This is a genomic window from Legionella lytica (assembly GCF_023921225.1).
Taxonomy (GTDB): Bacteria; Pseudomonadota; Gammaproteobacteria; order Legionellales; family Legionellaceae; genus Legionella; species Legionella lytica.
In genome coordinates this window covers 1,346,405-1,359,685 of sequence record NZ_CP071527.1, presented here as the reverse complement: position 1 = coordinate 1,359,685, position 13,281 = coordinate 1,346,405, and the positions used below count along the sequence as shown (strand labels likewise).

Sequence of the window (13,281 nt, the reverse complement as noted above, 5' to 3'; positions counted from 1 at the left end):
ATCACAAGAATAATACGAATATTGCCTAAGCGCAAAAACTAATAATTTAATTTGAGTTGTATCTCATATTAGGATTCTGCCTAATATGGGATACAAATGTGTAAGGCAATAATTTAAATCAGCTCATGCTAAGTGCAGCAATCTTTTCATTCACAGCACCAACAACATTTGCTGTATCAGTATTGAATTCAAAGAACTTGCCTCTGTAAGCACAAACAGCGGCGTAGCCCACTCCTAAACCAAGAATGAAATATCCAAGGTTACCAAAAAAGTTTTTAGCCCAACCACGATGCGTATTGATAGTTTTCATATCTTCAGTAGTTTCATCAAAAATCGCACGAGTTTCATCTTGGAAATGCTGTAAATCACCATCCTGAACGTATTTTTCGGTTAACTTTTTTATTGCACTACAAATACGAAATGTAGCCTGAGTTGCCGCTTCATAAGAAGGACCCATTTTAGACATTCTCATACATTTTTTATCAATGTTAACTAATTCATTTTCAATATGCGAAATGTTTAATTTTCTTAGACTTTGGAACTGGGAGCTAATAGATTCTTGAACAATAGATTCATTTACTAAACTATCAACGGCCTCATCTTCAGGTATTGCCATAAGCTTACTTTTTTGTTGCATTAGTGCTTCTTTAATCCTAGTATCTGAATTCGCAAGAATCTGCTGCTTTTCCATAGACAGACCTTTGTAATAGCTCGCAGCAAGAGAATATCTACTTTGAGTCGCATATTCTTTTTCCAGAGTTGCAAGGCCTGATAAAGTCTTGCACTTATTAATTTTAGTAATAAGGTTTTCTCTATTTTCTACAACATTATTAAATGCAGCTGCTTTCTTTTGAGTATTTTTTCCCATTAGACACCTCATATTAATTTCACAAGTTGCGCATAAAATAAACCAAAACAAAGGAAAATGCTAGTCAAATGGACAAATTAATTTCCATAAAATTGGCAACAGCACAGAAAACCTATGATTTTAGGGATGAAAACACGGACCCACTATCCACACATTCTTTGCTTTTTTTGAAAAATCATTTATTAGGATCCTATTTCAGGTAGTTTATATTGCTATTTTATGATACAATTCACTTCATTTTTTCAAACGAAAACCTGGTATGCAAGGCAACACAAGTCAATTTGACTCACGCGAACGCTGCCTTATTAAACTTGCGTAACGCCGGCTAAACAGAGGAGAAAGCATGCCTTTAGCGCCCAATACTGACGAATTATTTTCTGGCTTTTCAAAACTTTCCCGTGAAGAACGCTTTAAAAGACTACTTGCTTTGGGTGCAGTTACTCCTGAAGATATTACGTTCCTCAAAAATGGCGGAGTAAAAGATTTAAATCTAGCAGATAAATTAATCGAAAATGTTATTGGCTATTTCCAGCTTCCTTTAGGCGTAGCAACCAACTTTAATATTAATGGCCAGGACTATGTTATCCCCATGGCAGTTGAAGAAACCTCAATTATTGCAGCCTTATCTAAATCAGCTAAATGGATTAGACAAAGTGGCGAAATCAAAGCATGGGTTCATGGCGAATGCATTCTTGGACAAATCCAATTAGCTCAAGTTCACGATTTCCAAAAGTTCTCTAGTATTTTTGCGGAAAACAGACAATACCTGATTGAGAAAGCGAATAAAGATGTTGCCGCCAATATGGTAAAACGTGGTGGTGGGGTTGTTGATTTAAGCTTACGCCATTTACAAAGAGCGGATGGCAAAGACATGGCGGTAATTCATTTAATGATGAATAGCTGTGATGCCATGGGCGCTAACATCATCAATCAGGTTTTAGAATACTTAAAAGGCCCTATTGAAGACTTAACTGGTGAGGAAGTCACCATGTGCATTTTGTCCAATCTTAACGACCAAAAGCTGACAACAGCACAAGTAACGATTAGCGCGATTGATCCAATACTCGGACAAAAACTCCAAGAAGCCTCTCTTTTTGCAGAGATGGACTCTTACCGCGCAGCTACCCACAATAAAGGGGTGATGAATGGTATTGACCCGGTACTAATTGCGACAGGAAATGATTGGCGTGCAGTAGAAGCAGGTGTGCATGCCTACGCGGCCCGAGAAGGTCAATATCAAGCAATTACACGCTGGCGTTACCAAGATGGTGTGTTGACTGGACAATTAACAGCACCAATTATAGTAGGTACAATCGGTGGGGTAACCGCTCTCCACCCTACGGCAAAAATGTGCTTGCGCATGATGAATATCAACTCAGCGAATGAACTGTCTCAAGTAATTGCCGCGGTTGGATTAGTACAAAACTTAGGTGCACTAAAAGCTCTATGTACGGAAGGGATTATTCAAGGCCATATGAAGCTACACATTGATAACCTGCTCTTAGCCGCGGGAGCCAATGAAAATGAAATGCCAGAATTAAAAGAGCGTCTACAAAACTGGCTCCATATGCATAAGCGAATCAGTCTTAATAACGCCCATGATTTACTCGCAGAAATCAGACAAGCACCGATTGCTGTATGAAATGGTTAATTCCTGCTAAAACATTTTTATTAGGCGAATATGCTGCAGTCGCAGAGGGTTCTGCGATTGTGCTAACAACCACCCCCTGCTTTGAGCTAACTCAAAGTACTGAACCCACTTTAGTAGGAATTCATCCTCAATCGCCGGCGGGCTTATGGTGGCAGCAACAAAACAATTTAAAAACAGGCCTATTCTGGCATGACCCCTACGCAGGTTGTGGCGGCTTAGGTGCATCCAGCGCACAATTTCTGGCAAGCTACCTTGCCAACTGCATGCTTCAAAAAAAGCAGGCAGATATGAGCAGTATGCTTGAAGCTTACTATCAGTCCTCATGGACAGGCAAAGGCTTAAGACCAAGCGGCTACGATGTTATTGCCCAATCTCAACAGGGATGTGTCTATATTAATAGACAGAACAACCTCGTTCAGTGCTATAGTTGGCCTTTCCAAGATTTATCTTTTTTCCTCATTCATACCGGAGTCAAACTGGCAACGCATCATCATTTACAAGATACCGCCCTACCCGACCAAATTGATTATTTATCAAACCTGGTTGATATGGCTAAAAATGCGTTTGAACAACATGATTCTCAGCAATTAGTTACATGCATCAACCACTACCATGCAAAATTAGCTGAATTAGGCCTGGTGGCAGAGCATAGCCTGCAATTGATTAATCAATTAAAAGATCATCCCGAAGTGCTTGCAATTAAAGGCTGTGGCGCTTTAGGCGCTGATATTATATTGATCTTAACATCTAGAAGTGCAGCCCCCACATTCAATAAAAAACTGCAACAAGAAAATCGCTCCCTTTTAGCAACTGAAAATTTATTAAATTTTAACCTACCACTATTAGCGATAAGTAAGAATTGATAGAACGAAATGCTGAGAAATCTTCCTAAACACCGTAGGATTTTTCAACATGCAATACAAATAGATCTTTGATTTTTTATTGCCTCACGCACGACTTAACTGTCTAAAAAAATACCCCTATAAACTGAAAACACCCAGAAATATGTTCCAATATTAATCACTTGACACAAACAATGAGCACGAATTAAAATTGGCCAACTTTTTTTAGGAACCTCAATGAATCCAATCTTCGACCGTATTACCTCCCTTACCGCAAATGAACAGCTATTAGATCTTACTGAATCGGACCTTTATCAGCTCTCGCAAGAAGAATTACTGCTACTTTTTGCCGCAATCCCCGAGCACATCAGCCACCTCAATCTAAGCTGGAATTACTCCACGTCCAAGACCAATGAAGAACTCATTCAAATATTTCAAGCAATGCCCAAAACGGTCACTCATCTTAACTTAGAAGGAAATTCGCTCCATTTAAAAGACTTTAACAAGTTAACGGCATTCATTGCGGTTTTCCCTTACCATGTCAGCATTACCACTGGAAATGATAAACTGAATCAATTACTGAACGTACTGCAATTGATTAAAACCGTCAAAGAGGATGCAAAACAAAATACTTTATTTCCAATTCCGCTACAAACAAAACAACTCCTCAGTGCATTTACTAAGGCACAGCGCCAACAATTAATCAAAACCATTGAAGAGCACCTAGACCAATTCGATGAAATCACGCCTTTTGATGAGCAATCAGACCGCCCTTGGGCCACACTTTGCTGTGCTTTGCTCCTGCGCGAAAACACCGACTGTCTAACCTGGGAGACGGAGAACCTCGGTGAGGAAGAAATCAAGGCCGAAGAAGAAGAATGCCATCAAATGCTTGATTATTTTCAGCAAATGCGACACATCGATTACTTAAATGAGCTGTGTGAAAGTTTTTCTTTTCTCATCCATGCCATTTCTCCGTTCCCATCCATCAGAGAACGTCTTGAGGCAATGCCTCGCAAAGCGCATGCGCAATTTATCCCAACCGGCGGAAAATTTACTGACGACGAAATCCAACCCTTGGGCAATTTTCAGTCCCAATGGATTAAGCACAAATCCTTTTTAAGGCCAGGATCCTTCGACACAACAAGGAGCACGGTCAGTGAGCAACTAGTACCCTTGGCATTAAGAACCCAGTTTCATTTTAAACCGTTAAGAGCGGTAAAACCCAAGCCCCAGACTATAACACCGCCAAGTATCGATGCCGCATTGACAGCGCTACAAGTTCCCAAACCTTGGTATTATGAAACCGTATCAATTGCGAATAAATCATTGTTTAGGTTAAGCAACGACGAAAAGCGTGTAGCATCGATGCCCGATTACAAGCCAGTTGGGACACCATCGATCTACAAACCCTACTCGATTACGCGATTCCCTGTTGTCCCCCTTCATTATCATTCGCAACCCTCGAACGGGTTACCCAAAAACTAGCACAGCTTAGTACCGAACTAATGCAAAAATCCGCACAGGAAAAATTAAGTACTCATGAAGAAAAACAATTACATACGGCATTGCAATACCTGAGGCACTTTGCCTGGAATGGACAGCTACAAGAACGAAATGCCTCATTTCAATCCCGCTACAGCAGTCATTTTATTGCCCAAGTATTTGCAGCTCCCCAACAAACTCTGTTCACTAAAGCCAGGCAAAATAGTATGAATAAACCACAGGTGCGTACTCATAGCCTAGATGAACTATTTACTCTACTAAATAACCAGCCGATGGAAACATCCAGTCTGCGCCAACAAAAGAAAATGCCACCTAGTCTCAATCAACTATCAACAATCAATCCCTTGTACATACAAGCCCAAGACACACGCTATATGCCAAAACCTGCGCAAGCTGGCGCACCTTTAGATATTAATCATTTCAAGTTCAGCCTACCGGAGAATGGCTGCTTTGCTTCTAGTTCCAATCCTCAAGGAGAGCCCTCTCGCATTCGTAGCCTATCTGTAGCGGAGCTACAACAAAATAATATGAGTTTTACTCCCACAACCCTAAGTACCACCCACCGCGTGTGCACCGTAGTCGACACTCAAAATGGAACGCAAGGAGCATGGCATGCAAAACTCGTTGATGCAGGGATGAACCGAAGTGTATTATTCGGCCTCAGCTGGGACAAACAACAAGATGGTGAACAGACCATTCCAGGAACCACCACAACCTCAATTGCCTTGGATGCAGCAACCGGAACCATTTATTATCGCGACCCCATCACCAAAGAGCAAAAAGAATATCCCTATGCGATACCGATGCACTCGGGCTCAACCGTAATCGTGGGCATTAGCGGCCGACACGTTTATTTTGTAGTCAACAACAGCTTCTTTCCGCCAATTCCCGACCTCCTACTACCGGTAGGAGCCGATATCCACCCTCTTATTCGGATTGGCTGTCCATCAGTAAAACTAACAATGCAAGTCATGGGCTCGAAATGGACCGCAGAACGACACCCTGATGGTAGCCTAATCGATGCAGACACCAACCCAGTGGCCAATGAGCTTTACTTGTCTGAGTTACGTACAAAAGTATGTCCGCACTACCATGCTCAATTACTTAACCAACAACGCATTGAGCTTATTCCTGAGTTTAGCGAACTCTTAAGCAATCCAACACTCATCGCGGCACAAGATCTAAACACACAATTTAATTTACTGATGATCTTATTAGCCAAACACCAATGTTCTCATGAAACCTGTGCAACCCCAGGTTTTATCAGAACCCTCATGGGAGACATGTCAAGTACTCCAATACAAAATGATTGGCAACGATTGGATGACATCATACCCCCAACCCGCGTCATCGAACTGGCACAAATATTAGGGTTGAAGGAATTGGCGAGCATACTGGAACTCAATACAAAGCACGCCATAACCAGGTCTTCGGCGCAAGGCTTCTTTAAGCCAAATAGCTTTGCTCCAACACAAGAAACGGCAACACCTTCAGAAAATTCAGAGCCAAAGCCGTCACCCTCTACATAAAATCACCAGCCTTAATCACAGAATAACGTGATTAAGGCTCTAGTCATCATAGTCCTGTTCATTACTACACAGGAATTTAAATTATTACTCAGATTTCGGGTTACACTCAAAGATAATATGAGGAGTTCTCCAAACAAAGTTTGTCACATGTTTAATCCAATCTAATCTTAATGGCAATTACATATTATTCAGCCAACTACATTGGCTAAAAACTCCAAAACAAAAAAATACTTAGAAATCTCAGCAATATCATTGATATACAAAAAAAACCCAACTTATTCATTTTGGTACCAATAATATCCTTCATGCCAAAATATATGAGGCCTTGAGCGATAAAATTACAAAAAAAATGATAAAGTTTGCAAAAAACACTTGAATTTCTGCGCCAATACGGTATTATTTCAGCCTCTTTAGGGCCGTTAGCTCAGTTGGTAGAGCAGGAGGCTTTTAACCTCTGTGTCATAGGTTCGAATCCTATACGGCCCACCAGATTTTGTAGTACAGTGTAGTAGTTTTAAAAGTTAGCCCTTTAGGGCCGTTAGCTCAGTTGGTAGAGCAGGAGGCTTTTAACCTCTGTGTCATAGGTTCGAATCCTATACGGCCCACCATTCTTGGTCACAAGCTCAATCAACCGACTAAGATGTATTCAACACTCAAATTCACACCCTAATGCGCTCGTAGCTCAGCTGGATAGAGTACTTGGCTTCGAACCAAGGTGTCGGGGGTTCGAGTCCCTCCGAGCGCGCCATTTAAAATCAAGCACTTAGCTCTAGTTTGTGACCAAAATACTCGGTCAATGACCTTTTAGTTGAAGTTGTCACGCTTATCCCCATTTAGTTGCTGTAACGTATTTAATAGTCAGGTGATAAAATGGAAAACAACTTGAAAACACTCCTTTTTCTAGGCGCCTTAACGGCACTATTGGTATTTATAGGTGGCGCTTTAGGTGGCCACACAGGCATACTTATTGCGCTACTTTTTGCAGGAATAATGAATTTTTCAGCGTATTGGTACTCAGATACTATTGTCTTGAATCTGTACCAAGCTCAATTAGTATCCAGTACTTTTTTTGTTTATAGAATAGTTGAGGACCTTGCTCATCGTGCAGGTACCCCCATACCTAAGGTATACCTAATTAATAACGCGACACCAAACGCCTTTGCTACAGGACGAAATCCTCACCATGCAAGCATTGCCGTAACCACCGGCTTATTGGAGCGATTAACTAAGGAAGAGCTTACTGGCGTTTTAGCTCATGAGCTTGCCCACGTTGTCCATCGAGACACATTGATTAGCGCCGTGAGTGCAACTATTGCCGGGGCAATTAGTGGACTTGTAAACCTGTTAATGTGGATGCCACTCTCCTCTCAATCGAGCGATGGGGAAGAACACAGTGCCCATCCAATTGCAGGGATAATGATGATGATTCTTGCACCCATCGCAGCGGGACTCATTCAAATGGCGATTTCCCGCTCTAGGGAATTTGAAGCAGATGCAGGCGGGGCAAGAATTTGCGGTAATCCTCTTTGGCTTGCCAATGCTCTGATTAAATTAGAGCAGGCAAGTCATCAACACTATTTTACGAAGGCAGAAGCCCACCCTGCAACAGCTCACCTCTTTATCGTCAACCCCATCAATGGAGAAAAGCTCGCGAACCTTTTTGCAACTCACCCGTTGACTTCAGAACGAATTGCAAGGCTTAGGGCAATGTATTAAGTGTGATTCATTACCATTTTTTTTAAAATGGGGCACTTGAATTTCTTTCAATAACCCTTACTTAAGAAATTAACCAAAATCATATTTTAAGGAGACAGCATGAACACTTTAATTAAAACTATGCCCATGTACCGTGATATGGGTCTTCTGTTAAATGATTTTTTTAACATTCAAAAACAGGATGATTCATCCTATATTGAAACCAGTAGTTGGTCACCTTTGGTGGATATTAAAGAAGAAAAAGACTGCTTTTTAGTGATTGCCGATGTTCCTGGGGTAAACAAGGAAGACATTGATATTTCCCTAGAAAATCACGTTCTTACTCTTAAAGGTCAGCGACAGTTCGAACAAACCGAGCATCATCAAGGCTATACACGAAGAGAGCGCACGCAAGGGCAATTCTATCGTCGCTTTAGTCTTCCTCAAACCGCGGATGATGCAAAAATCACAGCGCGCTATGCTCATGGTGTTCTGGAAATCAGGATTCCCAAAAGAGAAGCTGCGACTGAGAAAAAAATTGAAATCAGCGTTGAGGACTAATACGAAAAGGCCTCGTTATGAGGCCTTCCTGCTCATATACAATAAAAGCTGAGTTAAGACTTAATTAATTGAGCAACCGCCTCTACCCAAGATTCGCGGGTATTTAAACAAGGAATTAGAGTAAATTCCTTTCCTCCTAAATCAATCCACCGCTCTTTAAGGCGCATGCCTATCTCTTCTAATGTTTCCAGACAGTCAACAGTAAAAGAGGGGCAAACCACTGCAAGACGTTGCGTTCCCCGTTCAATCAACTCAGATAATACTTCATCGGTATAGGGTTTTATCCAGGGTGTTTTTCCCAATCTTGATTGAAATGCCGTAGTATATTGATGTGCCTGTAATTTTAATTCTTTTGCAAGCAAACGACTCGTTTCAAAACACTGCGCCCTATAGCAGGCTTGATTTTTCAAGCTTACGAAAGGACAGTCTTTCAAGCATACCGTATCACATCCTGTCTTGATAATGTGGCGCTCAGGAATTCCGTGATAACTAAATAGCAAATGAGATTCCTTTTTTAAATGGCTTTGAATGACTTCACTTTGTGAAGCGATGTAGGCTGTATGATGATAGAAATCACGAAGTACACGGAGCGAAGGAATCACCTCCCTTTGGGATAAAATGCGCATTACTTCTTCAATCGATGAGCCCGTTGCAGCAGAAGAGTACTGAGGATATAAAGGAAGAATGGTAATCTCATCGCATGTTTTTAATTCATCAAGCGCTTGTTCTATGGAAGGCGCACCGTAACGCATGCCTAATGCTACTTGATAGTGTTCTTCCAAGCGTTGTTGGATAGACATGGCCAAGTCCTGACTGTACACCATTAAGGGTGAGCCCCGAGAAGTCCATATCGATTGATAGGCATGAGCCGTATTTTTTGATCTAAAAGGCACGATTAATCCATAGACCAGAAAGTAACGAACCAGCGCAGGTAAATCAATGACTCGTTTATCAGTCAAAAACTCGCGCAAATATCGCTTAATATCTCGCCTATTCGTAGAATTTGGTGTGCCTAAATTAATTAATAACAATCCTTTTTTCATAAATGGCTCTTTTAAAAAAGTGGCATCATAACGTATCATCAATACGCTTAATAGCGGAGCCTTAAACAAAGTTAGCCCCTAAGGGTTGCAATAATCACAATAGGTAGGGTCGGCTTTTAGTAAACCATCTCGCCGCCTTTTGAATTCTTGGTGTTCACAGCCAATACAACCCCAAACTTCTTCCTCATAAATCGAGGTAGGAGAACCACACAGCCCGCAAGGTAATGCGCCTTTAGTTGCTTTGAATCCAAAGCCTGGGCGTTCACATCGAGCACAAAGACTAGCAATTCGTTGCGTTAATTTATCCGCCAACTCACCAATCACCGCCATTCGAGTAGGATTCATCATAGCCCGCATGTCGGTTGCTAAAAGAAGCTCTTTTTCGGTTTTAAAACCAAGATCTAGGTGATGGGTCAACGACTCTAAATCATTAACACCTTTCGCCAACACCTGGTTATTGGAGGGCACTTGCAGAATGAGTGCATGAGATGGGAATTGAACTCGTTTAAGAAAAGCATCAAGTTCTGTATTTTTGTTAATCGTTATCATCGCGTAATTTGTTTTTTGGCTTACTAATTGCTCTGCAATAATCCAATCCCGCGTTCTGTCAACAAACACCATCAGCTCATGCGCACTTGGTACAAAAGGAAACGCAGGATGAGGCCCAAAGCTTCCCTCAGAGGCGACAGCAAGGGCATAGTTATAGCGTTTTGCTGCTGTTTTAGCCTTTAGAAGACAGGTTTCATAAGGGCTCAGCGTTCGGGCAACCTCTCCAGTAAACGTACCAAACTGATCGGTATCAAATTCGAGCACTCGCAAGGTGCACGATAACTTAGTCATAAAAGGCGGAGCAATCACTTGCTCCTTTTCATGTTTGGAGGCTAATAAAACATTTTGATTTTTATAGTACATGATTAAGTATTCATAATGTGAAAATAATCAAGCCTTGCCACCGAAACATCGGAAACAAACATGACCCCTGACTCATTTTGAAACAGCGTTTTCATCCCCAAGGCTAAGGTTACAATCACCTCCTCCGGCGCCACTGCAATAAATAAGACTAATGAGGATTTATCATTAAACATCATTTTCCCTTCATGAAAGCCATGATGTCCTTTTCCAGAAACGTTTCGTATCAGTGTATATCCTGTCACTGATGCTTCATCCATCATGGATGTAATCAAGTGCTCATGTTCTCCTGCAACAATAACCTCAATTTTTTTCATTGGATGTAAATTAATTCCAACATCTTTTCGCTCTTGAACTTTAACCACATTCATTTTTTTCTCCTCGCTATTTATTGTTTTACTAAATTCCACTCGCCAGATTGGCTTAATTGATAAGAAAGTTGATTGATGGGATCGATAACGACCAAGTGTACCCATTGATTAAAAAATAGGGTTTTTAAGATGGAGTGTTTTTCAATCACTTGAGAGACCCTATCTCTGTGTGCATAAACAACTGTTAGCAAACGCTGTGGTTCATGATAGGCATGCTCATCAGAGCTCATGACTGATTGTAGGGGAAGTCCATGCATCAAATCGCTTCCATTGCCCTGCATCACTCCAATCGTTCCAACCACATTGTGAGTGACTTTGCTCCCACTGCCAAAGGTCACATTATCTAAGGTAGAAAATAAATATTGGGTATTGATCCATTCAGCCACGACCATGGGTGCTGTCAAAATCGTCTCGAGCAGTGCCCCATCATGGTCTTGCTCAAAACGATACGAATGCAAGAAACAACGACCATCAAGAGGAATATTTTTTGTTAGATGCCTAGGTGCAACAATAAAGGCAGCATTTCGAGCTAAGCCCCATTCGGGTCGTGTCTCAGACCAATCTAGGCTTCGTCGTAGGATGTATTTATGAGGCGTGCCACTCTGTAATTTAATTCCTCGCTCTTGATTGGTTATAAGCTGCGCCTCTTTTAAATCGTTTTTGAGTTGATTTAAAAGTTCGGGATAAATAGGTTTTGCTTCGCCTTGCGTATACACCTCAACGCAGTCCGTCGTGGTATTATGCAGTGCTCCGTAAAATACCGTATCTAAGGGAATGTGCATGCCACACTCTTCTAAACCTTGACGAACTTCACGTTTATTAAGAATGGATGCCAATAGTCGCGCGTTTATTCCCCCATGATTCCCGCCACAAGCACCACAATCCAAAGCCGATGCATAAGGATTATTTTCAGTACTACTTCCATGCCCACAAAAAATAATGAGTTTAGCAAAACCGGAGGTGAGTCCCATAAGACGTAATACCGTCTCAGCATAACTAACCTGCTCTTGCAAGGACAAACCTTGTTCTGCATCGTTTTCACTTAGCTCATAAGCCACCTTGGTTGGCATAGCAGGCTTCAACCAACCCTTGATAGCTGATAATGAATTGTTACTCACCTCTGGCGATAAAGATTTTAAAGTCATATTCAACCCACACCAAAGTCCTAATGATTCGACTAGAGCAAAAGGTGTCGACACATTGTGTTTGAGTTGCGTATAAAGGTTTTTACAACCATTAATCAATGATTTTCCTCGTTGATAACGCTCATAATCGTCTTTATTTGCAGCTGATATTTCTTTAATCGCATACTTAGGCTTTAACAAGACGGGACAGCACTCTTTACTTTTATTGGTATCAAATTCCTCGATACGCACCGGAAGACCAAAAAATCCGGCAAAACCAAAGGTTTCATAATGACCTAAAGACTCGATCGCGCGACGAAATGGCTCAGAACGAACATCAATGCAAAAAATCAACTGAGCATTTCTTCGAGGAGCCTGAGCGGCCTCCTTTTTTACCTCTGGCAAAAGCAAAGCTAATAGTTTTTTTCGATACGAATCCTCATTACTTTTTAATTGCGCCAACACTTTTTTAACCAAAGAACCATCGTCGCTGCTTTTTTTTTCTTTGAGCGCTTCAGGCCAGAGAATGCAGGTGAGCACCAAGCGCACTGCCAGAAAATCAGTGAGCGTTACTTTTGCTTTTTCTGCTTTATTTGAATTCTGCCAATCTGTTTTCCATTTCACGAACCCTGCCCATCCGGGCAAGTAAGAAACTGTCTTTGCAAGAAAGGCTTCTTCTTGCCCTTTGGCAACATGAAGTCTTTGCAGACAGATTTTAATTGCCTCCTCTGCTGATTCGGGCAATTGCTGTAGAAACGTCTTTGCTTCTTTTTTATTGTGGTGCACTTGTCTATCAAAAGAGGCTAATTTTAAGAACCCATAATAAAAGCCCTGCTCACGATAGGGCATATCAATACTGCCTTGCCCTGCATCAAAAAAGGCGCCGCACCATTTAATCATTTGCAGATTAACTGCTTCAAGTTGCACATTGCGCTCTGCTCTTTGGCGCCTAAACCCACCCTGAGCTAATGCTTCTTCAAACGTTTGGCCTTCAAAGCCTTGTAATGGATTACAGGCAATAAACGTTTCAAGAGGCCAAACAGGGGTAATGCATTTTGCGGCGTTGTGTACTAAAACCTGTATCTCTAGGTTTTTACCTGTTCCAGGCTGATAGCTCTTACCTTCTTTTTTATCCTCTGACTGTATCGTGTGGTGTTTCGCTAACAGTTTTGCGCTAGTCAT

11 protein-coding genes and 3 tRNA genes are annotated in these 13,281 nt (G+C 41.5%); 9 read left to right on the top strand and 5 right to left on the bottom strand.

The window, feature by feature from the left end:
* Window positions 1-118: 118 nt before the first annotated feature.
* Window positions 119-868, bottom strand: a complete 750-nt coding sequence (locus tag J2N86_RS06085; protein WP_252581795.1) for a hypothetical protein — start codon at window positions 866-868, stop codon at window positions 119-121.
* Between the two features lie 343 nt (window positions 869-1,211).
* Here J2N86_RS06085 and J2N86_RS06080 point away from each other — a divergent pair, with 343 nt between their 5' ends.
* The 9 genes from J2N86_RS06080 to J2N86_RS06040 all read left to right on the top strand — a co-directional run bounded on the left by J2N86_RS06080 (window position 1,212) and on the right by J2N86_RS06040 (window position 8,652).
* Window positions 1,212-2,510 (top strand): hydroxymethylglutaryl-CoA reductase, degradative, encoded by a 1,299-nt coding sequence (locus tag J2N86_RS06080; RefSeq protein ID WP_252581793.1) that lies wholly within the window; start codon window positions 1,212-1,214, stop codon window positions 2,508-2,510.
* Complete coding sequence (locus J2N86_RS06075; RefSeq protein ID WP_252581791.1) at window positions 2,507-3,382, top strand: mevalonate kinase family protein; 876 nt, start codon at window positions 2,507-2,509, stop codon at window positions 3,380-3,382. The genes J2N86_RS06080 and J2N86_RS06075 overlap by 4 nt, the downstream gene beginning before the upstream one ends.
* A gap of 216 nt (window positions 3,383-3,598) precedes the next feature.
* Complete coding sequence (locus J2N86_RS06070; protein WP_252581788.1) at window positions 3,599-4,849, top strand: hypothetical protein; 1,251 nt, start codon at window positions 3,599-3,601, stop codon at window positions 4,847-4,849.
* Between the two features lie 20 nt (window positions 4,850-4,869).
* The gene (locus tag J2N86_RS06065) at window positions 4,870-6,396 is read left to right on the top strand and encodes a hypothetical protein (RefSeq protein ID WP_252581785.1); all 1,527 of its coding nucleotides are present in this window, start codon (window positions 4,870-4,872) and stop codon (window positions 6,394-6,396) included.
* A gap of 413 nt (window positions 6,397-6,809) precedes the next feature.
* Window positions 6,810-6,885, top strand: a tRNA-Lys gene (locus tag J2N86_RS06060).
* A gap of 43 nt (window positions 6,886-6,928) precedes the next feature.
* A tRNA-Lys gene (locus tag J2N86_RS06055) sits at window positions 6,929-7,004 on the top strand.
* 63 nt (window positions 7,005-7,067) lie between these two features.
* A tRNA-Arg gene (locus tag J2N86_RS06050) sits at window positions 7,068-7,144 on the top strand.
* 122 nt (window positions 7,145-7,266) lie between these two features.
* Window positions 7,267-8,112 carry a zinc metalloprotease HtpX gene (gene htpX / locus J2N86_RS06045; protein ID WP_252581782.1) on the top strand — a complete coding sequence of 282 codons (846 nt, stop codon included), beginning with the start codon at window positions 7,267-7,269 and terminating at the stop codon, window positions 8,110-8,112.
* A 99-nt stretch (window positions 8,113-8,211) separates the two neighbouring features.
* Complete coding sequence (locus J2N86_RS06040) at window positions 8,212-8,652, top strand: Hsp20/alpha crystallin family protein (RefSeq protein ID WP_252581779.1); 441 nt, start codon at window positions 8,212-8,214, stop codon at window positions 8,650-8,652.
* Window positions 8,653-8,705: 53 nt separating this feature from the next.
* Here the strand turns inward: J2N86_RS06040 and hemH are convergent, their stop codons facing one another.
* The 4 genes from hemH to J2N86_RS06020 form a co-directional block, all read right to left on the bottom strand.
* Window positions 8,706-9,695: a ferrochelatase gene (gene hemH / locus J2N86_RS06035; RefSeq protein ID WP_252581776.1), complete on the bottom strand. Its 990-nt coding sequence runs from the start codon at window positions 9,693-9,695 to the stop codon at window positions 8,706-8,708.
* A gap of 78 nt (window positions 9,696-9,773) precedes the next feature.
* Entirely contained in the window at window positions 9,774-10,607 is an 834-nt protein-coding gene (locus J2N86_RS06030) for a DUF6671 family protein (protein ID WP_252581773.1), read from the bottom strand.
* Between the two features lie 2 nt (window positions 10,608-10,609).
* Complete coding sequence (locus tag J2N86_RS06025) at window positions 10,610-10,975, bottom strand: P-II family nitrogen regulator (RefSeq protein ID WP_252581770.1); 366 nt, start codon at window positions 10,973-10,975, stop codon at window positions 10,610-10,612.
* A gap of 17 nt (window positions 10,976-10,992) precedes the next feature.
* Complete coding sequence (locus J2N86_RS06020) at window positions 10,993-13,281, bottom strand: DUF2309 domain-containing protein (protein WP_252581767.1); 2,289 nt, start codon at window positions 13,279-13,281, stop codon at window positions 10,993-10,995.